This is a genomic window from Amycolatopsis sp. cg13, from assembly GCF_041346965.1.
Lineage (GTDB): Bacteria > Actinomycetota > Actinomycetes > Mycobacteriales > Pseudonocardiaceae > Amycolatopsis.
Map to the genome: position 1 here is coordinate 812,882 of NZ_CP166848.1, position 23,144 is coordinate 836,025.

15 protein-coding genes are annotated in these 23,144 nt (G+C 69.8%); 8 read left to right on the forward strand and 7 right to left on the reverse strand.

Annotated elements, in window-relative coordinates; all coding sequences use genetic code 11:
• Positions 1 to 168: 168 nt before the first annotated feature.
• Positions 169 to 1,944, reverse strand: coding sequence for a hypothetical protein (locus AB5I40_RS03450; protein WP_370936956.1), 1,776 nt, complete (start codon positions 1,942 to 1,944; stop codon positions 169 to 171).
• A 128-nt stretch (positions 1,945 to 2,072) separates the two neighbouring features.
• On the opposite strand from AB5I40_RS03450, the gene AB5I40_RS03455 reads away from it, so the two are divergent.
• The gene (locus tag AB5I40_RS03455) at positions 2,073 to 3,020 is read left to right on the forward strand and encodes an aldo/keto reductase (protein ID WP_370936957.1); all 948 of its coding nucleotides are present in this window, start codon (positions 2,073 to 2,075) and stop codon (positions 3,018 to 3,020) included.
• A 1-nt stretch (position 3,021) separates the two neighbouring features.
• On the opposite strand, the gene AB5I40_RS03460 is transcribed toward AB5I40_RS03455, so the two are convergent.
• From AB5I40_RS03460 to AB5I40_RS03470, 3 genes are read right to left on the reverse strand one after another with little or no spacing between them, the layout of a single operon-like run.
• Positions 3,022 to 5,109 (reverse strand): FUSC family protein, encoded by a 2,088-nt coding sequence (locus tag AB5I40_RS03460; RefSeq protein WP_370936958.1) that lies wholly within the window; start codon positions 5,107 to 5,109, stop codon positions 3,022 to 3,024.
• A complete protein-coding gene (locus AB5I40_RS03465) occupies positions 5,106 to 8,183 on the reverse strand; it encodes a GH92 family glycosyl hydrolase (RefSeq protein WP_370936959.1) in 3,078 nt (1,025 codons plus the stop codon). Before AB5I40_RS03465 ends, AB5I40_RS03460 begins: the two co-directional genes overlap by 4 nt.
• 39 nt (positions 8,184 to 8,222) lie before the next feature.
• Positions 8,223 to 8,621: a GNAT family N-acetyltransferase gene (locus AB5I40_RS03470; RefSeq protein WP_370936960.1), complete on the reverse strand. Its 399-nt coding sequence runs from the start codon at positions 8,619 to 8,621 to the stop codon at positions 8,223 to 8,225.
• A gap of 56 nt (positions 8,622 to 8,677) precedes the next feature.
• Between AB5I40_RS03470 and AB5I40_RS03475 the strand changes: the two genes are divergently transcribed.
• On the forward strand, positions 8,678 to 9,136 hold the full coding sequence (locus AB5I40_RS03475) for a hypothetical protein (protein ID WP_370936961.1): 459 nt from the start codon (positions 8,678 to 8,680) through the stop codon (positions 9,134 to 9,136).
• Positions 9,137 to 9,211: 75 nt separating this feature from the next.
• On the opposite strand, the gene AB5I40_RS03480 is transcribed toward AB5I40_RS03475, so the two are convergent.
• The gene (locus AB5I40_RS03480) at positions 9,212 to 13,519 is read right to left on the reverse strand and encodes a GH92 family glycosyl hydrolase (protein ID WP_370936962.1); all 4,308 of its coding nucleotides are present in this window, start codon (positions 13,517 to 13,519) and stop codon (positions 9,212 to 9,214) included.
• Positions 13,520 to 13,725: 206 nt separating this feature from the next.
• Here AB5I40_RS03480 and AB5I40_RS03485 point away from each other — a divergent pair, with 206 nt between their 5' ends.
• Complete coding sequence (locus AB5I40_RS03485; protein ID WP_370936963.1) at positions 13,726 to 14,382, forward strand: class I SAM-dependent methyltransferase; 657 nt, start codon at positions 13,726 to 13,728, stop codon at positions 14,380 to 14,382.
• The gene (locus tag AB5I40_RS03490; protein WP_370936964.1) at positions 14,382 to 15,014 is read left to right on the forward strand and encodes a methyltransferase domain-containing protein; all 633 of its coding nucleotides are present in this window, start codon (positions 14,382 to 14,384) and stop codon (positions 15,012 to 15,014) included. The genes AB5I40_RS03485 and AB5I40_RS03490 overlap by 1 nt, the downstream gene beginning before the upstream one ends.
• Positions 15,015 to 15,017: 3 nt before the next feature.
• On the opposite strand, the gene AB5I40_RS03495 is transcribed toward AB5I40_RS03490, so the two are convergent.
• Together AB5I40_RS03495 and AB5I40_RS03500 are read right to left on the reverse strand one after the other, a co-directional pair.
• Positions 15,018 to 16,322, reverse strand: coding sequence for a M20/M25/M40 family metallo-hydrolase (locus AB5I40_RS03495; RefSeq protein ID WP_370936965.1), 1,305 nt, complete (start codon positions 16,320 to 16,322; stop codon positions 15,018 to 15,020).
• Positions 16,315 to 17,142 (reverse strand): M55 family metallopeptidase, encoded by an 828-nt coding sequence (locus AB5I40_RS03500; RefSeq protein WP_370936966.1) that lies wholly within the window; start codon positions 17,140 to 17,142, stop codon positions 16,315 to 16,317. Before AB5I40_RS03500 ends, AB5I40_RS03495 begins: the two co-directional genes overlap by 8 nt.
• Positions 17,143 to 17,330: 188 nt before the next feature.
• Here AB5I40_RS03500 and AB5I40_RS03505 point away from each other — a divergent pair, with 188 nt between their 5' ends.
• The 4 genes from AB5I40_RS03505 (at position 17,331) to nikE (ending at position 23,104) form a co-directional block, all read left to right on the forward strand.
• On the forward strand, positions 17,331 to 19,097 hold the full coding sequence (locus AB5I40_RS03505) for an ABC transporter substrate-binding protein (protein ID WP_370936967.1): 1,767 nt from the start codon (positions 17,331 to 17,333) through the stop codon (positions 19,095 to 19,097).
• 415 nt (positions 19,098 to 19,512) lie between these two features.
• Positions 19,513 to 20,541, forward strand: a complete 1,029-nt coding sequence (locus tag AB5I40_RS03510) for an ABC transporter permease (protein ID WP_370936968.1) — start codon at positions 19,513 to 19,515, stop codon at positions 20,539 to 20,541.
• Positions 20,538 to 21,455, forward strand: a complete 918-nt coding sequence (locus AB5I40_RS03515) for an ABC transporter permease (protein ID WP_370936969.1) — start codon at positions 20,538 to 20,540, stop codon at positions 21,453 to 21,455. Before AB5I40_RS03510 ends, AB5I40_RS03515 begins: the two co-directional genes overlap by 4 nt.
• Positions 21,452 to 23,104, forward strand: a complete 1,653-nt coding sequence (nikE, locus tag AB5I40_RS03520; RefSeq protein ID WP_370936970.1) for a nickel ABC transporter ATP-binding protein NikE — start codon at positions 21,452 to 21,454, stop codon at positions 23,102 to 23,104. Before AB5I40_RS03515 ends, nikE begins: the two co-directional genes overlap by 4 nt.
• The last annotated feature ends 40 nt before the right edge of the window (positions 23,105 to 23,144 follow it).

The following is a 23,144-nucleotide window of genomic DNA, read 5'->3' on the forward strand; positions in this document are numbered from 1 at the left end:
GGGGTACACCGCGGCCGTGTCGCTGGGCGCGATGCCCGTGCAGAGTGGCTCGATGGCAAGCGCCGCTGGGGGTTTGCCATCGAGCCGCGGAGAAAGCGGTCCGTGAAGGGACCCCTCACGACCGGCGGTCTGTCGCCGGTCGTGAGGTCGCCGACCGGATGGTGCGGGTCAGGGTTTGCGCCACAGGTGGACGGTGGTGTCCGCCGTCGAGTCGGAGGTGGTGGCGACAGTCGTCCGGTCTGGGCTCACGATGAGCGAGGCGATTCCGGGCAGGCCCGCGCCCTGCTGTTTCCCGTCGAGACCGAGGACGGCGAGGGTGCCCGCCGCGATCGCGAGAAGGTGCTGGTCGTCCAGCCCGGGCAAGACCATGGTGTACCGGACGCCGTTGGTTTGCGCGTCGAATCGGGTGGGCGGCAGGAGGAAGCCGAGCCGGAGTTCCTTTCGCGTCGCGGTGTCCCACTGCTGCACTTTCGCGGGCTTGCCGGGATCGCCGCCGGTGGTGGTGATCAGCGTCCGGCTGTCCGGGGTGAAGGCGAGGAAGCTGATCTGCTCGTAGTCGGCCCACGAGATCGGGTCGCCGATCGGCTTGAGCGAAGCCGGGTCCCACAGGCCGAGCTGGCTGGTGTGGGCGTCGTGGCCGTCCCACTGGACCACGGCGAGCAAGCGTCCGTCGGGGCTGAACTGCGCACCGTGGAAGGTGGCCGGTGTCGCGATGCTGCCGATGCGGGTGCGGTCGGCGATCCGCCACAGTTCGAGCCGGCGCGGGGAGGCCATCGGCACCACCAGGAGGCTGCCGTCGGGGCTGAGAGTCGGCCAGCTGCCGTCGATGTCGATGTCGTCGAACACCAGGGGCTCGCCGATCGTCCGGCCGGTTCGCGGGTCCCAGGCTTGAGTCGTGAGCTGCTTGAATTTGACCCGCGAGACCACCAGGGCGCTGCCGTCGGGGCGGAACGTCATCCCGGCCAGGATGACGTTGGGGAACGGGCCGATGCGCTGGCCGACCGGTTTGCGCGTCGCGACGTCCAGGACGTCGATGGTGAAGTCGGCGTTCATCGTGGCGAGCATCCGGCCGTCGTGGTCGAACTGGAGAGATTGCGGATGTCCTCGTGCGGTGAGGAATCCGGATTCGACGAGCGGCGGCTGCGGTGCGGGCGGAAGCGCGTCGGGTACCGGCGGACTCGGCCACGCGAGCCAAGCCGCGATTCCGGCGATCACCAGGGCGAGCGCGCCGATCAGGATTCCCCGGCGCGGTGCCGGGCGTCGTGGCGGCGGAGGGGTGTCCGAGAGCTGGTAGATCACCGAGTCGTGCTGCGGTAGCGGCTGGCCGTCGAGGAACTGGGCGAGTTCGGCGGTCCGCTCGGCGATGAGCTTCTCGACGGCAGGCGGCCACGGCTCAGCCGACGGTCCGATCGCTTCGAGGAGTTCGGCGGCGGTGGGCCGGTCGGCCGGGTTTTCCGCGAGGCACGGGCGGAGCGTCTCGGGAAGCGCGGATTGCGCGGCGAGAAGCGTGCCGAGGGCGAACAGGTCGTCGGCGGGGTCGTCGCCGGTCGCGCGGGCGATGAGCCTTGCGCCAGTGCTGGTGAGCCGGACGTGCGACGGATTCAGGCTCCCGTGGGCCAGACCGGCACTGTGGAGCTGAGCCAGATCCGCGGCGATTCCGGCGGCCAGCCGGAGCACCGCCGGTTCGGGCAGCGGGTCGTGGACGTCCTGCAGCGAGGGACCGGGCACGAACTCTTGCGCCCACCAAGGCATCGACGCGTCCGGCGCGGCCTCGAGCACCGCGCTCAACGCCGCGGCTTCGGTGGAGTGCCCGAGCGTGAGCGCTACGAGGCGGTCGTCCGGTCCGCTGCCGAGCAGCACCCGGGTCGTCTCGTCCCGGGCCAGTTCCGCGAGCACCCGGTACTGGCCGAGCCAAAGCGGGTCGCCGACCGCCGGTCTTCGCATCAGCTGCCTCCCCAGAAAGCTGTCCGAGAAGGAAGATCTTGCCAGCCCGGCGGCCGGGTCAGGTACGGGCGGGCAGAATCTTCCGTCGGCACGGGCATTCCCCGGGCCGGTAGTGCTTGAATGCGATCATGGTCGCACTTCGCACTCTGGGCTCATCCGATCTCGCCGTCTCCCCGCTGTGCCTCGGCGGGAACGTGTTCGGCTGGACCGCAGACGAAACGGCGTCGTTCGCGGTGCTGGACGCCTACGCCGAGGCGGGCGGGAACTTCCTCGACACGGCGGATTCGTACATGTACCAGTTCCCGGGCAACGAAGCCGGGCAGTCCGAGACGATCATCGGCAAGTGGCTCGCCGCGCGCGGCAACCGGGACGGCCTGGTGATCGCGACCAAGGTCGGGGACAGCCCGCGGTTCAAGGGGCTCGCTCCGGCGAACATCAAGGCCGCGGCCGAGGAGTCGTTGCGGCGGCTGGGGATCGAGCGGATCGACCTGTACTACACGCACTTCGACGACGAATCCGTCCCGGTCGAGGACATCGTCACCGCGCTCGACGAGCTGGTGAAGGAAGGCAAGGTCCGCGCGATCGGGACGTCGAACATCAGCCCGGAACGGCTGGCCGCGTCGCTGGAGTTTTCCGACCGCGAGGGGCTGGCGAAGTACGTCGCGCTGCAGCCGAAGTACAACCTTGTCGCGCGGGAGTACGAGAGCGAGCGGCGGGGGATCGTGGAGCGGCACGGGCTGGCCTGCGTCCCGTATTTCGGCCTGGCGTCCGGGTTCCTGACCGGCAAGTACCGGCCCGGACAGCAGGTCGACAACATCCGCAATCTGCCCGGTCTCGCCGGCGGTTACGCGGACACTGAGCACGGCGTGAAGGTGCTGGCGGCGCTGGAGGAGGTCGCGAAGGCGCGCAGCGCGGAGATGCCGACGGTCGCGCTGGCCTGGCTCGCGCAGCAGCCGACGGTGGCCGCGCCGATCGCGTCCGCGCGGACGGTCGAGCAGGTTCCGGCGCTGGTCGCGATGCAGGACGTAGAGCTGAGCGACGAAGAACTGCGGATCCTCGACGCCGCCTCCGCGTAGGTCAGCTGTGCCGCGGCGGGTCCTGCGCGCCGACGCCCAGCACGCGGCCGAGCGCGATGAGTCCCTCGTCGAGGTGGCTCATGCTGGACAGGACCGCGCGGGTTTCGGCCTCGTCGATCCGGTCGGCGACCGGGGTCCCGTCGTCGCGGACCAGCTTGCGCGGCCGCGTGCTGCCCGGGTTGCTGACCGCTTCGTGCACGAGGTCGACGTTCGCGATGATCCGGCCGGCGAACTGGTCCAGCCGCTCCGAAACCGGTCCGGCGAGCTGGCCGGGTTGCGCGCGGGCGGCGACGTGCCGGGCGCGGAAGGCGATGCCCTCCAACGTGGTCAGCACGTGCCAGCCGTAGTCGCGGCGGGCGCTGCGCAGGTTGATCGGGTGGGTGAGCGGTTCGATCGTCAGCCGCACCTGCTCGACCGCGCGGTCGAGGTCGCGGGACATCTCGATGATGTTCACGTTCTCGCGGCCGGAGAGCAGGGTCGCGGCTGATTCGACGAACTCGTGCAGTTCGTCGAGCGCGATCGCGATGTCGTCCAGCATCACCGCGCGCGTGCGGACCGGCAGCACCACCACCGCGGCGAGCAGGCCGCACGCCGCGCCGACCGCGGTTTCGGCGACCCGGATCCACAGCACCTCGATGCTGAACGTGCCGAGCAGGCTGTAGAGCAGGCCCAGCATGCTCGTCACGAAGAACGCCATCAGGAACTGCGAAACCCGCGCCGTGTAGACCATGCCGAAGACGCAGACCAGCAGCAGCGCGAGGATCGCCGGGGTGTTGCCGCTGACCAGCAGCGCCAGCGCGACGCCGCCCACGATGCCCAGCAGCGTCCCGCCGGTGCGGCGCATGCCTTTCACGAACCGCGCGCCCGCGCTGGACGTGCCGATGAAGACGACGAACACCGTCAGCACCGCCCAGTACCAGCGTTGCGGCGAGATCAGCTGCCCGGCCAGCACGGCGAGCCCGCCGCCGAGCACGGCCTGGATCGCGCCGCGCGTCTGGTTGTCGTAGGCGAACGCCTTGGTCGGTTCGTCTTCCTCGTCCTCTTCGGCCGGGAAGTCCACTGTGGATTGCAGGCTGGCGATGCGCTGCGCCCGGTCGTCCGCGACGGCCAGTTCGGCGATCGCGCGGCGGACTCCGTCGCCGGGGTGTGCGCGTTCGTCGATCCGGCTGCCTTCCACCAGCATCCGGCTGTACTCGCCGGTCTCGCTGATCAGCGGCAGGTCGCGCGGATCGCGTTCCATCAGCGACCGGAACCGGGACAGCCGGGCCACGAGATCCTCGGCGACGCCGTCGGGCAACGGCTGCGAGCACGTCCGCCGCACGGTGATCACCAGCCACTGCACGGCCAGCTCGACCTCGATGACCCGGCGGCGCAGCTGGTCGGCACGCCGGTCGTCGACCACGTCCGGAGCGTGGTCCTCGATCAGCAGGACCACCTCGTGCAGCCGCTCCACCGACGTGCGGATCTGCCGGTTGCTGCGGTCCGAACCGCCGGAGGAGATGTACGCCTCGGTCGCGCGCACCGCCGCACCGAGCCGCGCCCGGAACGCCTGCCGGTAGCGGATCAGCTCGCTTTCGGCGTTGCGGCGCAACAGAAGGAACCGAACGACCGCGTTCGCCGCGACGCCGATCGCGAGCGCGAGCAGCAGGTGCGGCACCTGCGCGAGGTGCGCCTGCAGGAACATCGGGAAGAAGAACAGGAAGAACGCCATCGACCCGAGCGCGATGCCGCGCGCGCCGAACCGCTGCACGTACACCGCGACGAAGATCAGCAGCACGAACACGACGCTGTCGAGCGGCGCGTAAGCGGAGCCGAAACAGGCGGCGGTGATCGACGCGGCCCCGACCACGAGCGCCAGCAGCAGCGTGACGGCCTGGCCGCCGCTGGTGGCATCGTTGACGGTGAACGCGCTCATCATCGCCGCGATGGCCGCGACGAGCGTGGTGGTGAGCGGGAAGTGCAGCGGCAGCATCGCGAGGACCGCGATCACGATCCCGAGCACCGCCGACGCGGCAAGCCGCAGCCGGACGAGACCGGGGTCGGCCGCCGCCAGCCGGTCGAGGAAGGCGTTGCGCACGTCGGTGATCATCGGGCCAGCAGCTCCCACTGGGCGAGGGCGACGCGCCGCCGGGTCGAGGCGCGCACGCGCAGCCGGTAGTGCCGGCACGCGGCGGGATTCGCGAGCACGAACGGCCGGGTCTGGCACCGCCAGCGGAACACCTCGCCGGAGCGTTCGTCCAGGGTCCGCCACTGCTGCCCGTCGTCGGAGCCTTCGAGGACCCAGTCCTGCGGATCGCCAGCGCTGGCGCCGGAGGTGAGCGTGTAGAGGACGACTTCGCGCGGCTCGCCTTCCGTGGTGAAGGTGATCGTCGGTCTTGGCGTGCGGAAGACGGCCTGGGTGCGGCTGGTGTTGTCGGTCAAAGCGGCGATCCCGGTGCCGGTGAGATCGCTGAGCGGCGCGGGCGCGACCGGGGTGACCGGTTCGGCGCCCCAGTCGCCGGGCTCGGCACGGACGTCGAACTCCAGCACCGCGCCGCGCGCGAGGACCGCGTGCGCGAGGGTGGCCGAAGGGTGCGGTTCGCCGTCGACAGTCAGGCCGTGCACGTACGGCGTGTCGGCTCCGCTGTCGGCGCTCGCGGCGCGGGGTGCTCGGATCACCAGGTCCTTTCCGTTCTCGAGGTGCACGGTGGCGGAGCGGAACAGCGGCGCGCACACCGCGTACCGCGGGCTGCCGACGGCCAGCGGGTAGAGACCGAGGGCGGTGAAGACATACCAGGCCGACATTTCGCCGTTGTCCTCGTCCCCGGGATAGCCCTGGCCGAGTTCGCTCCCGAGATACAGCCGGCGCAGCACCTCGCGGACGGTGCGCTGCAGTTTCGCCTGCGCTCCGGCGAAGGCGTAGACGAACGGGATGTGGTGCGAGGGCTGGTTGGAATGCCCGTACTGGCCCATCCGCACGTCCCGCGCCTCGGTCATCTCGTGGATCCGGCCGCCCTGGCCGGTCTCGGGCGTCCGGAAGAACTCGTCCAGTTTCGACTCGAGGCCTGCCGGGCCGCCGTGCAGCGCGGCGAGGCCCGGACCGTCGTGCGGCACGGAGAACGCGGTGTTCCAGGCGTTGGTCTCGACGTAATCCGGGCCCCACACCGTGGGATCGAATCCCTCGGCCGGGTGCCGCCAGCCGCCGTCGAGGGTGCGGCCTTGGAAGAAGCCGATCCGCGCGTCGAAGTGGTTGGCGTAGTGCTGCGCGCGCTGGCGGAAGTAGACGGCGTTGTCAGCGAACCGGCGGGCACGCGCGCCGCTGCTTTCCCGGGCGAGCGCGTCGGACAGGTTGGCGAGGCCGAAGTCGTTGAGGCAGCCTTCGAGCGCCCAGGACAGGCCGCCGCGCGTCGAGGTCGGCGTGTAGCGGAGGAACGCGGAGCGGTCGAGCCCCTTGCGTCCGACGCCTGCGCGCGGCGGGGTGACAGTGGCGTTCTTGAGCGCGGCGTCGTACGCGGCTTCGACGTCGAAGTTCGTGACGCCCTTCAGATACGCGTCGGCGAACGCCACGTCGGAGCTGGTGCCGGTCATCAGGTCGGCGTAGCCGGGGGAGGACCACCGGGCGATCCAGCCGCCTTCGCGGTACTGCTGCACGAAACCGTCGATCATCCGGCCGCACTGGCGCGGCGCGAGCAGCGCGTACGCGGGCCACACGGTGCGGTAGGTGTCCCAGAAGCCGTTGTTGACGTACAGCTCGCCGTCCACGACCTTCGCGCCGGTGCGCCGCCGCGTGCTCGGCCGGAAACTCCGCACGACCGGGCTCGCGTGCCGGATGCCGCGCGGGGTGTTCTCGTGCGCGACGTTCGGATACAGGAACATGCGGTAGAGGCAGGAGTAGAAGGTGGTCAGCTCATCCTCGGACGCGCCTTCCAACTCGACCCTCCCCAGCACCTCCTGCCAGCGTTCCCGGGCGTTGTTTCGCACCTGGTCGAACGTCGTGCCCGGCGGGATTTCCAGCGTCAGGTTGCGTTTCGCCTGCGCGAGGCTGATCAGCGACGTCGCGATCCGCAGCGTCACCTCCGGCACGGCGAACTCCAGGCTTCCCGTCACCGTCCGCCAGAGCGGCCGCCGGATCCGCCCGCCTCCGACCGGGCGTTGATCAGCCTCGGCGTACACGAACATCCGCCGCGCGCCGGTCGACAGCCCGCTCCGCACCCACGTGTGCCCGGTGACGATCCCGCGCTCGGCGTCGATCCGGAGACCGCCGCGGTTGCGGGCGTTGTCGAACAGCACCCAGCCGCGGCCGTCGGGAAAAGCGAAGCGGAACATCGCCGCGTGCTCGGACGGCGCGACCTCGGCGGCGATGCCATTGCGGAACCGGACTCGGTAATGGTGCGGCCGGTCGGTCTCGTCGCCGTGGCTGAACGCCAGCGAACGCCGCACGCGATCCGGCTCGACCGGCCCGGTGCCGGGCATCAGGTGGAAGGTGTGCCGGTCGCCCATCCACGGACTCGGCTGATGACTGAGCCCGAACGCCTGCAGCCGCGGCTCGTTCCGGTCGTCGTTGTGCCGGTGGTAGGAGTAGAACCAGTTCAGCGCGCGGGCGTCGGTGACCGGGGTCCAGAAGTTGAACCCGTGCGGGACCGCGGTGGCCGGGAAGGTGTTGCCGCGCGAGAACTCGCCGCTGGAATGCGTGCCGCGCGTCGTGCGGACCCAGTCGACGGGGTCTTTGCTTTGCGGCGGGTGCTCGGCGATCCGGACGTCGTCGAGCCAGCCCGTCGCGTCCGTCGCCAGCAGGATGCGCCGCACCCGTCGTCCCGCGAACGCTTTCAGCGGACGACGCACGAGATTCCACTGGTCGACGTAGAGGTTCTTCGGCTCGGGGGAGAACCCGGCGGGGGTGCCGTCGTCGAACTCGAGGTCAAGCGTGACGTAGGTGCTGCGGTCGCTCGAGCCGGCGGACTCCGGGAAGACCACATACGACAGTGCACTGTGGCCAGTGACCGGAATGTCCACCTCGAACAGCGTCACGATCGGTCCGGCCTGGTAGCGCAAGGCTTTCGCCCCGGTGAACCCGACGCCGGTCTTCGCAGTCGGCGACCGGCGCGGCCCGCTGTCCACCCGCGCCCCCGCGACCGGCTGCGGATCGCCCGCTTCGAACGAGGAGAAGAACGCAGCCGTGGTCACGGCCCCCACGGTAATCGCTCCCGCACCGGCGGTGCCGGATCAGCTCGCGGTGAGCCGGATCAACCCCGCGTCGGTCGACGTGAACCCGCAGGCGCCGAAGTAGAACGGGCGGAGATGCGGTTCGAAGTCCACGTGCAGCCACTCGCAGCCCGCGTCCCTCGCAGCGTCCCGCGCGCGCCGGACGAGTTCGGTGCCGATGCCGCGGTGCTGCCAGTCCGCGTGGACCTTCGGATCGAGGAGGAACGCGTGGTCCGCGCCGTCCCATGCCAGGTTCGCGAAGCCGACCAGCTGGTCGCCGTCGTGTGCGCTTACCCAGCCGAGACTGTGGCGCTTTGCGCGGTCCCACCAGCCTGGCTCCGCGTGGCCGCCGTGGGCTTCGGTGAGGGTGACGAGCTGGGCGTCGGTGAGGTCGGCGCGCCAAGAGTAGTTGATCTTCATGGGCCGACGCTCCCACGGGGACGGAGGCTTGAGCCAGCGAATAAGCTGGTGCGGCGATGAAACACGTCAGAGTGGAAGCGACCGGGACAGGCAACTACCTTGACCCTCGCGCGTATCTCGGCCTGCTGCCCGCGCTCTCAGCCGAGCTCCCGCCCGGCGCACGAGCGTTCGCCGCCGACCCGGGTCACTACGACTTCTCCGCCCAGCGGTGCGTCAAGGACCTCGTCCTCGAGACGCTGCAGCGCGGAACCGCGGACGGCGAGGACTGGCTGCGGCTCGGCTTCCGCCACAACTGCTGGAAACACGAAGAAGACCTGAGCATCCGCTACGCCGGTCTCAGCACTCTCACGCCCGACCCGGCTGACTGGACCGGCTTCGGCCCGGTCACGCTGGACGAGATCCTGCCCGGCGAACACGGCTGCAGCCACGAGATCGGCTTCATCGGCGGATCCCTCACCGTCGTCAGCCGCGACTTGACCGCGACCTGGACCGAAGCCGACTGCCCGGACAAGTAGTCGATACGCCGCAGGCCAGGCACCCGGAACAAACCCGAGCCCCTGGCCTGCGGCTATCTGCCGAAAATCAGCCGATCAGAACTGCGCGCACTGCCCCGCGGAAGGCCCGCGAACAGTATTGGCCAGCTGATGATCCGTCGGAGCAGGCGAGTTGCCCGTACAGGCCAACGGCCCACCGACGGTGCTGCTCGAGATCACCGGCCCCTGGTTCCCCGTCAGGTTCACCGGACCCGAGATGTCCGTCAGCTCGATCGACACCGGCCCAGTCGAGCCGGTGATCGACACCGGACCCTCCACCTTCGTCCGGTTCAACACCACCTGCGCCGCACCGGACGCCGCCACCGGGCCGGTGATCTGGCCGCCGCGCACGATCAGCGAAGCACCGCGCGCCACGTTCACCGGACCCGACACCGTCGCGCCGTTCAGGCACACCACGCCGCTCGACACGGTCAGCGGGCCGTTCTGCACGCCGGTCAGCGTTTTGCCGCACGAAGCGTCCGGGCGGCCCAGCAGTTCGAACTCCGCCAGCGTCGCCGGGCCGCCGGTGGTCGCGGTGACCTCCAGCCGGTAGTAGGCGTAGTGCGCCGGGTTCTTCACCGCGAACGCCCGGGTCTGCTGCCGCCACGGGAAGGACTGGTCGGTCTGCTGGTCGGCGACAGTCCAGTTCTTCCCGTCGTACGAGCCCTTCAGCGTCCAGCTCTTCGCGTCACCCGCGCCGGTGCCGGAGGTGAGCGTGTAGTGCGTGACCGCCTCGTCCGTCGACTTGAGCTGGTACTGCACCGCACCGGTCACCTTCGCCTGCGTGCGCGAGGTGTTGTCCACCAACGCCGACGCGTCCGAACCGTCCGAAGTGGACAGCGTGCCCAGGCCGGGGCCGGTCTCGTCGTGCAGCGGCGTCGGCACCGCGTCGCCCGTGGTGATCGACTTCGGCGCGTCGCCCGCACCGGTGCCCCACGTCGACGGGTTCGGGCCCATGTCGAAGTCGAGCGTGGCGCCGTGGGCGAGCACGTCGTGCGGCAGCGACGTCGACGTCCAGTTCTTCCCGTTGACCTTCAGGCCCTGGACGTAGACGTTCTTCGCCGAGTTCTTCGGCGCGTTGATCACCAGGTCCCCGCCGGGCAGGTGCACGGTCGCCTTCGTGAACAGCGGCGACCCGATCGCGTAGTTAGGGCTGCCCATCTGCAGCGGGTAGAAGCCCAGCGAGCTGAACACGTACCACGCGGACATCTCGCCGTTGTCCTCGTCGCCCGCGTAGCCCTGGCCCAGTTCGCTGCCGGTGTACAGCCGCGACACCGCTTCGCGCACCTTCGCCTGCGTCTTCGCCGGCTGGCCCGCGTAGTCGTACATGTAGAGGATGTGGTGTGAAGGCTGGTTGGAGTGGCCGTACTGGCCCATCCGCACGTCCCGCGCCTCCCGCATCTCGTGGATCACGCCGCCGTAGCTGCCGGGGTAGTTCGCGGTCTCCTGGTCGGCGAAGAACTGGTCGAGCTTGGCGCCCAGCTTGTCCTTGCCGCCGTAGAGATTCGCCAGGCCCTGCCCGTCCTGCGGCACGGTGAAGGCCATGTTCCAGCCGTCGGTCTCGGTGTAGTCACCGCCCCACTGCCGCGGATCGTAGTCGGCCTTGGCCTTGGTGAACTTCCCGCTCGCGTCCTTGCCCTGGAAGAACCCGGTGCTCGGGTCGAACAGGTTCACGTACTGCTGCGCCCGGCTGGTGAAGTACTGGTAGTTCTCCAGGTACTCCGCCTTGCGCGGATCGTTCGCCGCGGCCGTGTCGTACAGCTTCTTCGACAGGTTCGCGATGCCGAAGTCGTTGACGTAGCCCTCGATCGCCCACGAGAAGCCCTCGCCGGTCGAGTTCGGCGTGTAGCCCAGGAACTCCGACTGGTCCAGGCCCTTGCGGCCGACCGCCGAGTTCGGCGGCGTCACCGTGGCGTTCTTCAACGCCGCGTCGTAGGCCGACTTGACGTCGAAGTTCGTCACGCCCTTCTGGTAGGCGTCGGCGAACGCGACGTCCGAGCTCGTGCCGGTCATCAGGTCCGCGTAACCGGGGGAGGACCAGCGCGCGATCCAGCCGCCGTCGCGGTACTGCTGCACGAAACCGTCCACCATCTTGCCCGCCATGTCCGGCGTGAGCAGCGAATACGCCGGCCAGGTGGTCCGATAGGTGTCCCAGAACCCGTTGTTGACGTAGGTCTGGCCGTCGACGATCTTCGACCCGGTCCGCGTCGCGGTGTCCGTGCCGGTCTTCGGCGACACCGGGCTCGCGTACTGGTACTTCGGCGCTTCCTTCGTGCCGACGTTCTCGAAACCCTCATTCGGGTACAAGAACAACCGGTACAGGTTGGAGTACAGCGTCTCCATCTGGTCCTTCGATGCGCCCTGCACCTCGATCACGCCGAGCTGCTTGTCCCAGGCCTGCTGCGCGGCGTCCCGCACCGAGTCGAACCCGGCGTTCGGGGCGATCTCCTGCTCCAGGTTCTTCTTCGCCTGGTCCACGCTGATCAGCGACGTCGCGATCCGCATCGTCACCGTCTTGTCCGCGCCCGCGGCGAACCGCAGATACCCGGTCACATTGTCCCGGTTCTGCCCGGTCAGCTTGCCGCCGGTCGTGACGGGCTTGTCGAACGTCGCGTAGACGAACATCCGCCCGGCGCCCGCGGACAGCCCGCTCTTGGCGTCGGAGTACCCGCTGAGCGTGCCGTTCGCCGGGTCGAGCGTGAGCCCGCCGGAGTTGTTGACGTTGTCGAAAATCAGGCTGGAATCGTTGCCCGGGAAGGAGAACCGCATCACCGCCGCGTGATCAGTCGGCGCGATCTCGGTCTTGATCCCGTTCTGGAACGTGACGCCGTAGTAATGCGCCCGCGCCACCTCGTTGTCGTGCGTGAACGGCAGCGCCCGCTTGTCGCGGTTCGCGTCCGGCACCCCGCTCGCCGCCGAAGGCATCACCTGGAAGCTCTGCCGGTCGCCCATCCACGGGCTCGGCTCGTGGCTCACGCTGAACGCCTGCAACGCGGGAAGATTGTCCGCGTTGTTCTGCGAGTGGTAGTTGTACAGCCAGCTCGCCGAACCCGCGTCCGTCACCGGAGTCCAGAAGTTGAACCCGTGCGGCACCGCCGTCGCCGGGAAGTTGTTGCCCCGGGAGAACGTGCCGTTCGCCATCGTGCCGCGCGTGGTGAGCACGTTGTCGCTGGGCCGCGTGCTGGCCGGCGGCGTCGGCGTCGCGGAGATCTTCAGATCGTCCAGCCAGCCCGCGAACTGCGCCGGGCCGTTCGCGTTGTCGTAGCCGATCGCGATCCGGTCGATCGTCTTGCCCGCCGCGACCCGCCCGATCACCGAACGCACCAGGTTCCACTGGTTCGCGTACAGGACCTTGCTCGCGCCCTGGCCCTCCGGCGTCAGCGGGAACCCGTACTGGTCGGTCGCGCCGAGATCGCGCAGATGCGTCCCGTCGGTGAAGTCGAGATCGACCGCGACGTTCGTGCTCGGGTACTTCAGATCGCCCTCGACGAACTGCGGCTGCACCTTGTACGACAGCTCGGTCGCCGCGGTCACCGGGATGTCGACGTCGTAGACCTTGTTGTAGGAATACCCGTGCCCGGCCTTGGGCTGGCTGCCGGAGTAGCGGAACGCCTTCTTGCCGGTGAACCCGACCCGGTTCTTGTTGGTGTAGCCCGACGTCGGCCCGGAATCGACCACGCTGCGCATGTTCGGCAGCGGCGGCGGGGCCGGATCGTCGTTGGCCAGCAGCAGCTCGGACATCTGCATGATGCTGTCGCCGTTGTTGCCCGTGACGTTCAGCCGGTAGTAGGTGTACGCGGCACTCGGCGCGGCCAGCTTGTAGTCGTTCTGCTGGAAACGGTTCGCGAACGACTGGCCGGACTGTTTGTCCAGATCCGTCCACTGCTGCGCGTCGTTCGACCCCTGCAGCGTCCAGTCCCGCGGGTCCCGGCCGGGGAAGTCGTTGGCCGAACTGATCGCGTAATGCGTGATCGACGTCGGCGCGGACAGCGTGAACGTCACCGACGCGGCCGGATCCCACGACAGCCACTTCGTGCCCGTGCTGCCGTCGATCAGGTTCGCGGCGACCTCGCCGCCGCCGGTGTTCTCGCTGGTCGCACTGAGGTCGGTGACCTTGCCCCGGATGTCGCCGGGGATCGCGGTCCCGTTCGCGCCGTCGACGCCCGAAGCCCGCGGCTTCCCGGCGGCATCGGTGTCGACGGCGTCCTGCGTCGGTTGCGGATCGTTCGGCTCGAACGAAGAAACGAAGTCCGGCGGGGCGGCCTCGCCCGGCGCGGCACCGGCCGCGGCAGGCAGGACGACCAGGCCCGCCGCCGCCACGGCCGCGGCGAGCACGACGTGGAACGGTCTGGCGCTTCGGGGCATCATTGCTCCCAGTTCGTCAGGGGGATCAGGGATCGGGACTCGGGGCCCCGGAAGCTCAACTCGCGGGTGACATCGATGTCAAGGCCGCCCCGCAAACCTGACCGGAAACGGACAACACCCGAGGGCTGCCGCTGCGGCAACCGGGTGGCGCCCGCCCGGCCGGTCGAGCGCACCGGCGCCGAGGCCCGGCGGGTATAACAGAGCCCATGCCAGACGACGCCATCGATCCCGACGAGGAAGCCCGCCGCCGGGCCGGACTCGCACTCGCCAACGGTGACCCCACCGGGTGGTTCGAGCCCCTCTACGCGGCCGCGGAAGCCGGAGAGGCCGTCCTGCCGTGGTACCGCGGCAAGCCCTCGCCGGAACTCGCCGACTGGATCGACGGGCGGCCCGGCGACGGCCGCCGCGCCCTCGTCGTCGGCTGCGGAATGGCCGACGACGCCGAACTCCTCGCCGCCTCCGGATACGAGACCTCCGCCTTCGACGTCTCGCCCAGCGCGATCAAAGCCGTGCTCAACCGCTTCCCAGACACCGCCGTCTCCTACCGCACCGCGGACCTGCTCACCCCGCCCGCGGAATTCCACTACGCCTTCGACCTGGTCGTGGAGATCATGACCGTCCAGTCGATGCCGAAGGACGTCCACGACCCGGCCATCGCCTCGGTCTCCGGCTTCGTCGCCCCGGGCGGGACGCTCGTCGTCGGCGCGGTCGCCGAGGAAAGCATCGACCTCGACACCTGGGAGGGGCCGCCGTGGCCGCTCAGCAAAGCCGAGGTCGAATCCTTCGCCCGCGACGGCGTCACCCTGACCTCGCTGAGGCGCGTCCGCGACGACGCCCGCTGGTGGGCGGAGTTCACCCGCTGATGTCCGAGGACCGTCCCGCGACCAGCCACGAACGCGCCGCAGGCCGTCCGTGGGACGAGTCCTATCAGGACGGTCCGGCCCCGTGGGACCTCGGCCGCCCGCAACCGGCCATCGTCGAACTCGCCGCCGAGGGCGCGTTCCACGGCACGGTCCTCGACGCCGGATGCGGCACCGGCGAGAACGCGCTGCACCTCGCCGCGGCCGGACTGTCCATTGTGGGCATCGACGTCGCGGAAACCGCGGTGGCGCAAGCGAAAGAGAAAGCCCGGGAACGGGGTCTCACGGCGGAGTTCGCCGTCGGGGATGCGTTCCGGCTGTCCACTCTGGACTGGACCTTCGACACGGTCCTCGACTGCGGGCTGTTCCACACCTTCGACGCCCGGGAACGCCAGACCTACGTCGGCAGCCTCGCGTCCGTCACCGAACCGGGCGCGAGGCTGCACATGCTGTGCTTCCGAGACGCGGGAGCGGATTCCGGCCCGCACCCGGTCACCCAGGCGGAACTCGAAGCGCCTTTCCAGCGCGAAACCGGTTGGCAGCTCGAAACCCTGCGCGACAGCCGGATTGTCGCCAGGTTCGCGCCGGACGGTCTTCCAGCCTGGCTGGCGACCGTCCAGCGCGTCACTCCCTGAACCTCAGCAGGACTCCAGGAACCGCGTCAGCACCCGCGTCCCGAACCGCAGCCCGTCCACCGGCACCCGCTCGTCCACGCCGTGCGCCATCGCCCGGTACGGGAAGCCTTCCGGCAAAGCCAGGGGAGCGAAGCCGTAGCACGCCATCCCCAGCTGGGTGAACGCTTTCGCGTCCGTCCCGCCGCCCATGCAGTACGGCACCACGACCGCCTCCGGGTCCTCCGCCCGCAGCGCCGCGGCCATCGCGTCGAACCACGGCGAATCCACCGGAGCCTGCACCGGCGGCTGGTGCGCCACGAATTCCCGCGTGACCCCCTCGCCCAGCAACGAATCCACCACTGCGAACAGCTCGTCCTCGGTCCCCGGCAGCACCCGCACGTCGACCTGCGCGCTCGCCTTCGACGGGATCACGTTCACCTTGTACCCGGCGTCGAGCATCGTCGGCGTGGTGCTGTTGCGCACCGTCGGCACCACCAGCGACCCGGCCGTCCCCAGCCGCGCCACGGTTTCGTCCACCGCTTCGCCCGACGAAAGATCCACCGGCACGCCCAACGCGGCACCGGTCCGCTCCAGGAACGCGCGCACGGTCGGCGTCAGCTGAACCGGCCAGCGGTGCTCCGCGATTCGCTGCAGCGCTCCGACCAGCCGCACGACCGCGTTCTCCGAGTTCGGCCGCGACCCGTGCCCGGCCCGCCCGGTCGCGGTGAGCCGCAGGTGCGCGGTCCCGCGCTCGGCGGTCCCGACCGGGTACAGCCGCACTTTCCGGCCGTCCGCCGCGGGCACGTGATAGCTGTACCCGCCGGACTCGCTGATCGCCGCCGCGCAGCCCTCGAACAGGTCCGCGTGCTCCTTGACCAGCCAGTGCGCGCCGTAGTCGCCGCGGTCCTCCTCGTCGGCGACGAACGCCAGCACGATGTCCCGCCGCGGCCGCAGCCCGTACGCGACGGCGGCCAGCACCATCGCGCAGAAATCCTTCATGTCGACCGCGCCGCGGCCCCACAGGAACCCGTCGCGGACCTCGCCGGAAAACGGCGGTACAGACCAATCGGCCGCCGCCGCGGGCACCACGTCGAGATGCCCCTGCACGAGCAGCGCGGGCAGTGTCGGATCGGTGCCCGGAATCCGCGCGACAACGTTCGACCGCTGCGGCTCAGGCTCCAGAATCCGTGCCGGAACCCCGTGCCGGTCAAGGAATTCGGCGACGTACTCGGCGGCGAGGCGTTCGCCCGCGGCCTCCCCGTCGCCCCAGTTGGTGGTGTCGAACCGGATCAGGTCCGCGCACAGCGAAACAACGTCGACCTCAGCCATAAATGCCCTGCACCGCCCCTGCCGCGATGGCCGTGACCACCTTGAACGCCTTCATCGCCTCGGTCATGCTCGGCGCCTCGAACGCGACGCGCCGCGTCCCGGTCTGCTCCACGGTCGGGATCACCGCGGTCGCCTGCGCCAGATGGCTCGCGTCGAACTCGACCTCGATCCGGTGCCGCCCCGGCGTCCGCTCGGCCCGCCCGGCCAGCGCCATCGAGTCCCGCGCGCCGGTCTCCAGCAGCTTCGCTGTGCGCGCCGGCGGCAGGCAGATCGCCGCGTACCGGCTCACGCATTCCTTGACCTGCACCAGTTCCGCGTCCGGCGCGTAGTCGCGCGCGTCCTCGCAGGTCTGGTCGTCGCCGCTGACCAGCAGCACCGGCACGCCGTACTCGGCCGCCATCGCCGCGTTCAGCCTGCCCTCGCTCGCGGGCACGTCGTCCAGCCACACGCCGGTGATCTGGTTTTCCAGATACGTGTGCGACAGGACGCCGTCGAACCCGGCCCCGGCGTGGTAGCCGAGGAACACCACACCGTCCACACCGGAATCGATGCCTTGCATCATCGACAGCGGCTTGTGCCGCCCGGTCAGCATCCGCGCGCGTTCGTCGAGGTCTTCCAGGAGCAGGTTGCGCTGCGACGAGTGCGCCTCGTTGACGAGCACGTCGGTCGCGCCCGCCGCGTACAGGCCGGCCAGCACCGCGTTGACGTCGCCGGTGAACATGCCCCGGAACCGCTGCCACTGCGGGCTCCCGGGCACGACGTCGTCGGTCCAGGTGACCCCCGTGGCGCCTTCCATGTCGGCCGAGATCAGGATCCGCATGCCGGGCACTCTAGTGATCCGCGTCGCGACCATAACGATCGGACACGCAGCGGCGCCGTCACATATTGCGCGCTTCCCGCCGTATGTGGTTACTTTTCGTCTCTGGGGTCGGGGATTGACGATGGGGTGGTTCTCAAGTGCGAAATAAGCACAGGCGGCACGGGTTGCGCCGCGTTTTCGGTGTCGTGATGGCAGGAACGCTGGCGATTCTGCCGTTGGCGGGCACTGCGACGGCGCAACAGCAGGCGCCGCCGAAGGTGCTGCGGGTCGCGTTGACCACTGGTATCGACCACTTGAACCCGTTCACCGCCGGGCTCGCCGCGTCGACCCAGGTCGGCCGGTTCATCTACGAGTTCCTGACGATCCCGTCGCAGGACAAGGCCGAGGCCGCCCCGGCGCTCGCCGAATCGTGGACGACGTCGCCGGACAAACTGACCTGGACGTTCAAGATCCGCAAGGGCGCGAAGTGGTCCGACGGGCAGCCGGTCACCGCGAAGGACGCCGCGTTCACCTTCAACCGGATGCTCACCGACGCCACCGCGCGCACCGCGAACGGCAACTACGTCGCGAGCTTCCAGTCGGTGACCGCGCCGGACGACGCCACGCTGGTGATCAAGACCAAGACCGTGCAGTCGTCGATGGCGCTGCTCGACGTCCCGATCGTGCCCGAGCACGTGTGGTCGCAGATCAAGGACTTCAGCGACCCGAAGACCGACACCATCCCGGTCGTCGGCGTCGACGACGGTCCGTACACGATCACCGAGTACAAGCAGAACGAATACGTCAAGTTCAAGGCCAACAAGGACTATTGGCGCGGCGCGCCCAAGGTCGACGAGCTGCAGCTGCTGGTGTTCAAGGACGTCGAGGCCGCGGTCAACGCCCTCAAGCAGGGCGAGGTCGACGTGATCAACCGGCTCACCCCGACGCAGTTCGACGCGCTCAAGGACCAGCCGAACATCGCGCTGAACAAGGCTCCCGGCCGCCGCTACAACGAGATCAACCTGAACTTCGGCGTCCAGAACTCCGAGAACAAGCCGATCGGCAACGGAAACCCGGTGCTCAAGGACATCCGGGTGCGCCAGGCGATCGCGCAGTCGATCGACATCAACACCATCGTGGACAAGGTCGCGGGCGGCTACGCCCAGCCCGGCGGCGGCGTGATCCCGCCGATCTATTCGGCCTACCACTGGGATCCGGCGCCGGGGGAGGCGCGCAAGTTCGACCTCGCCGCCGCGAACGCCGCGCTCGACGCGGCCGGCTACGCGAAGGGCCGCGACGGCATCCGCACCGCGCCCGGCGGCGCGCGCCTCGAACTGCGCCTCACCGGGCACGCGAACCGCGCGCCCGACCAGCGCCTCGCCCAGTACGTCACCGGCTGGCTGCACGACATCGGCATCTCGGTCAAGCAGGAACTCGTCTCCGACGACGAGCTGAACGACCGCACCAACGCGGGCAACTACGACCTCGCGATCTCCGGCTACGCGAACAACCCGGACCCGGACTACTCGCTGGCCCTGCACACCTGCGCCGCGCGGCCGAACGCCGAGGGCAAGGGCGGCACCACCGACACGTTCTTCTGCGACCCGCAGTACGACGCGCTGTACGCCAAACAGCTCGCCGAAACCGACCCGGGCGTGCGCGCGGGCTACGTGAAGCAGGCTCAGGCGCGGCTCTACAGCCAGGCCGTGAACGTCGTCTACGACTACGACAACGCGCTCGAGGCCTACCGCTCCGACAAGTTCTCCTCGTTCGGCAAGCAGCCCCAGCCCGAGGGCTCGATCCTCGAGCAGACCGGCTACTGGGGCGTCTACGGCGCGGTCCCGGCCGACGCTTCGGCCGCTTCGTCGGACAGCGGTTCCGGCACGACCGTGTGGATCGTTGTCGCCGGGGTCGTGCTCGTGGGCGGCGGCATCGCGCTGTCCCGCCGCGGCAAGTCCGCCGACGACCGGGAGTAAATCCGATGCTGTGCCAATCGCCCGCTCCGGCCCGGCGGTCCGTGAAGGACTCCTTGAGGGAATCCAAGTCCCTCAAGGAGTCCTTCACGGCGCGCGAGTCCGATGTCGGGAACTCACGCTTTGCTGATTCTCCATGCCGACCATCCATAAAGGACGCTAACTTCGTCGAAATGCCCGGTTTAAGCCCTCGTGACCGCTTGCTTGCGTCCGTGAGGGGAACCCTGAGGGAATCAGATTCCCTCAGGGTTCCCCTCACGGACAACGCATCCCGCGCTTGCCTCGCTAACCCCCGCGACCGCGACAGAGACCCCAAACCACAACCGCGGCACCGCCTTGAGTCCCTGGCATCGGCGCGCGAGTCCGTGCGGGACCCCCTCACGGACAGCCGCGCCGTCCAGCAGAAGGGGAGCCGCGGGTGAGTCAAGCGATAGCGCCCGACCAGGCCGCGGTGCTCGCCGATCCCGACGAGCGCCGCGGCGGGACCGGGACCCTCCGGTTCGTCCTCAAGAAGATCGCCGAGGCGCTCGCCAGCGTGTTCCTGGTGATCGTCCTCGGGTTCTTCCTCTTCCGGCTGCTGCCCGGCGACCCGGTCGCGTTCATGGCCCGCGAACGCCCCACCGACCCCGGCCAGATCGCCGAACTGCGCGAACGGCTCGGCATCGACAAGCCCATCCTCGCCCAGTTCGGGAACTACTTCGCCGGCCTCTTCCAAGGCGACTTCGGCGAGTCCTACATCGAACGCCGCCCGGTGCTGGACATGATCGGCGAACGGCTCTGGCCGACCGTGCTGCTCGTCGGCAGCGCGACCGTCCTCGCCGTCGCGCTCGGGCTGTGGCTCGGCATCCGCGCGGCGTGGAAGCGCGACAGCTTCTTCGACCGCGCGCAGACCGGCATCGCGCTGACCTTCTGGTCGGTCCCGCAGTTCTGGCTCGGCCTGCTGCTTCTCGTGGCCACCAACGGGCTGTTCCCCAGCCGCGGCATGCACTCGCCCGACGCCGGGCCCGGATTCTTCGCCCAGAGCCTCGACGTGCTGCACCACCTGATCCTGCCGTGCCTGACGCTGCTCGTGGTGTTCTACGCGCAGTACATGCTGGTGATGCGCTCGTCCCTGCTCGGCGAAATGAACGCCGACTACCTCACCACCGCCCGTGCGAAAGGCCTGCGCGACGACCTCGTCCGGCGACGGCACGCCGTCCCGAACGCGCTGCTGCCCACCGTGACGCTGGTGTTCATGCAGTTCGGCACGGTCGTCGCCGGCGCGGTCACCGTCGAAGCGGTGTTCAGCTGGCCGGGGCTCGGCCAGCTCACCTACGACGCGCTGCACGGCCCGGACCTGCCGGTGCTGCAAGGGGTTTTCATCGTCCTCGCCAGCGCCGTCGTCCTGATGAACCTGTTCGCGGAGCTGCTCTACCGCGTGCTCGACCCGAGGGTGCGTACCGCATGACCTCAATCCCCGTGAAAACCGAAAGCCCCCGCGCGATCGCGTGGCGCCGCCGCCGCGCCGGAATCGCCCGCACCTGGCACGAATTCGCCACGCAGAAAGCCGCGCTCGCCGGGCTTTTCCTGCTCGTGCTCACCGTCCTGCTCGCGCTCCTGCTGCCGCTGATCAGCGACCAGAGCGGCCTCGACGTCACCCGTGTCACCGGCAAACCGCTCAGCCCGCCGGACAGCCAGTTCTGGCTCGGCACCGACATCGACGGCCGCTCGGTGCTGCTGATGACGGTGTGGGGCACCAGGATCTCGCTGCTCGTCGGGTTCTGCGCGACCGCGCTGAGCGTGTTCATCGGCACCCTGATCGGCATCACCGCCGCGCACTTCGGCGGCTGGGTGTCGGCGATCCTGTTGCGGTTCACCGACTTCTTCCTCGTGCTGCCCTCGCTCGTGCTGGCGATCGCGCTCGCGGCCGTGCTGCCGCAAGGGATCTGGACCATCGTGCTCGCCATCGGCGTCACCGCCTGGCCGAGCACCGCCCGCCTCGTCCGCGCGCAGACGCTCACCATCGAAAGCCGCCCCTACATCGAACGCGCCCGCGCGCTCGGCGGCGGCCACCTGCACGTGGTCGCGAAACACGTGCTGCCCGGCGTCGCCCCGCTCGTGCTCGCCAACACCACCCTCGTGGTCGGCAACGCGGTCATCGCCGACGCCACCCTCTCGTTCCTCGGCGTCGGCGACCCCACCTCGATCTCCTGGGGCGCCATGCTGGAAACCGCGCTCAACAACGGCGCGGTCACCCGCGGCGCCTGGTGGAACCTGCTCCCGCCGGGCATCGCGATCGTGCTCGTCGTGCTGATGTTCACCCTCGTCGGCCGCGGTCTCGAAACCGTGCTGAACCCGCGGCTCAAAGGACGGCACTCGTGACCGCGCTGCTCGAACTGAAAAACCTCGGCGTCACCTACCGCACCGGCGGCGGCGACGTCCCCGCGGTCCGCGGCGTCGACCTGCAACTCGACGCGGGCGGCACGCTCGGCGTCGCGGGGGAGTCCGGCTCCGGCAAGTCCACCGTCGCGATGAGCGTGCTCCGGCTCCTGCCGCGCAGCGCGAAGATCACCGGCGAGATCCTCCTCGACGGCGAGGACGTCAGCGAGATGCGCTGGGGACGGCTGCGCGCGGTCCGCTGGGCCGAGGCGTCGGTCGTGTTCCAGGGCGCGATGCACGCGCTCAACCCGGTCCGGCGCGTCGGCGAGCAGATCGCCGAACCGATCCGGCTGCACGCGCCCGAGGGCAAGGCGCAGTCCGAAGCCCAGGTGCAGGCGCGCGTCGCCGAACTGCTCGAACAGGTCGACCTGCCGCGCTCGCGGGCGGGCGCGTACCCGCACGAACTGTCCGGCGGCCAGAAACAGCGCGTGATGATCGCGATGGCGCTGGCCTGCGAACCGCGGCTGGTGATCGCCGACGAACCGACCACCGCGCTCGACGTCATCGTCCAGGCCCAGGTGCTGTCCGTGCTGTCGAAACTGGTCGCCGAACGCGGCATCGGCCTGATCATGATCAGCCACGACCTGTCCGTGCTCGCCGCCACCTGCGAACGCATCGCGGTGATGTACGACGGCGAAGTCGTCGAGGAACGCCCCAGCGCCGAGCTGATGTCCTCGCCGCGGCACGAACACAGCCGCGCCCTCGCCGCCGCGTTCCCGACGGTCGGCGACCCGGTCTCGCGCTACGCCCCGGCCACCGCGACCCCGCTGCCCCCGGAACCGGCGGAACGCGGCGGAACGGACGAAGCGCCGCTGCTGGCAGCCGAGGACCTGCACGTCACGTTCCGCGACCGCAAAGGCAAGCGGATCCACGCGGTCAACGGAGTGAACCTGGAAGTCCGCCGGGACGAGATCGTCGCGCTGGTCGGCCAGTCCGGCTCCGGCAAGACCACCCTCGCCCGCACGCTGCTCGGCCTGCAGAAACCCGACTCCGGCGCGGTCCGCTACGCGGGCAAGCCGGTGCCCTCGGGCGGAGCCGGGCTGCGCGCGTACCGGCGGGAAGTCCAGCTCGTGCTCCAGGACCCGACGAGCGCGCTGAACCCGGCCCACACGGTGTACGAGGCGGTCGCCGAAGGCCCGCGCATCCACGGCCTGGCGAACGAACGCGACGTCGTGCTCACAGCGCTCGAATCCGCCGAACTGCGCCCGCCGGAGAAATTCCTCGACCGGCTCCCGCACGAGCTGTCCGGCGGCCAGCGCCAGCGCGTCGTCATCGCCGGAGCCCTCGCGCTCGAACCGTCGCTGCTGCTCGCCGACGAACCGGTGGCCTCGCTCGACGCGTCGGTGCGCGGCGAGATCCTCGCGCTGCTGCTCCGGCTCCGCCGCCAGCTCGGCCTCTCCGCCCTCGTCATCACCCACGACCTGGGCCTGGCCTGGAACATCGCCGACCGGGTCGCGGTGATGTACCGCGGCGAACTCGTCGAGACCGGTACCGTCGAACAAGTCCTGCTCGACCCGCAGCACGAGTACACGAAGTCGCTGCTCGCGGCGCTCCCCGGGGGCACCGCGCAGCGGACCGCGGCCGAGGCCTGACCGCGGTCCGCTCCGGGCGCGCGCCGAAGCCCCGCGCGCC

Bases quoted from the DNA above. Each gene is read 5' to 3' on its own strand.
- AB5I40_RS03460 (WP_370936958.1), bottom strand. From the start codon at position 5,109: ATGATCACCGACGTGCGCAACGCCTTCCTCGACCGGCTGGCGGCGGCC.
- AB5I40_RS03485 (WP_370936963.1), top strand. From the start codon at position 13,726: ATGCCAGACGACGCCATCGATCCCGACGAGGAAGCCCGCCGCCGGGCC.
- AB5I40_RS03495 (WP_370936965.1), bottom strand. From the start codon at position 16,322: ATGGCTGAGGTCGACGTTGTTTCGCTGTGCGCGGACCTGATCCGGTTC.
- AB5I40_RS03515 (WP_370936969.1), top strand. From the start codon at position 20,538: ATGACCTCAATCCCCGTGAAAACCGAAAGCCCCCGCGCGATCGCGTGG.
- AB5I40_RS03470 (WP_370936960.1), bottom strand. From the start codon at position 8,621: ATGAAGATCAACTACTCTTGGCGCGCCGACCTCACCGACGCCCAGCTC.
- AB5I40_RS03475 (WP_370936961.1), top strand. From the start codon at position 8,678: ATGAAACACGTCAGAGTGGAAGCGACCGGGACAGGCAACTACCTTGAC.
- AB5I40_RS03480 (WP_370936962.1), bottom strand. From the start codon at position 13,519: ATGCCCCGAAGCGCCAGACCGTTCCACGTCGTGCTCGCCGCGGCCGTG.
- AB5I40_RS03450 (WP_370936956.1), bottom strand. From the start codon at position 1,944: ATGCGAAGACCGGCGGTCGGCGACCCGCTTTGGCTCGGCCAGTACCGG.
- AB5I40_RS03505 (WP_370936967.1), top strand. From the start codon at position 17,331: ATGGCAGGAACGCTGGCGATTCTGCCGTTGGCGGGCACTGCGACGGCG.
- AB5I40_RS03500 (WP_370936966.1), bottom strand. From the start codon at position 17,142: ATGCGGATCCTGATCTCGGCCGACATGGAAGGCGCCACGGGGGTCACC.
- AB5I40_RS03455 (WP_370936957.1), top strand. From the start codon at position 2,073: ATGGTCGCACTTCGCACTCTGGGCTCATCCGATCTCGCCGTCTCCCCG.
- AB5I40_RS03490 (WP_370936964.1), top strand. From the start codon at position 14,382: ATGTCCGAGGACCGTCCCGCGACCAGCCACGAACGCGCCGCAGGCCGT.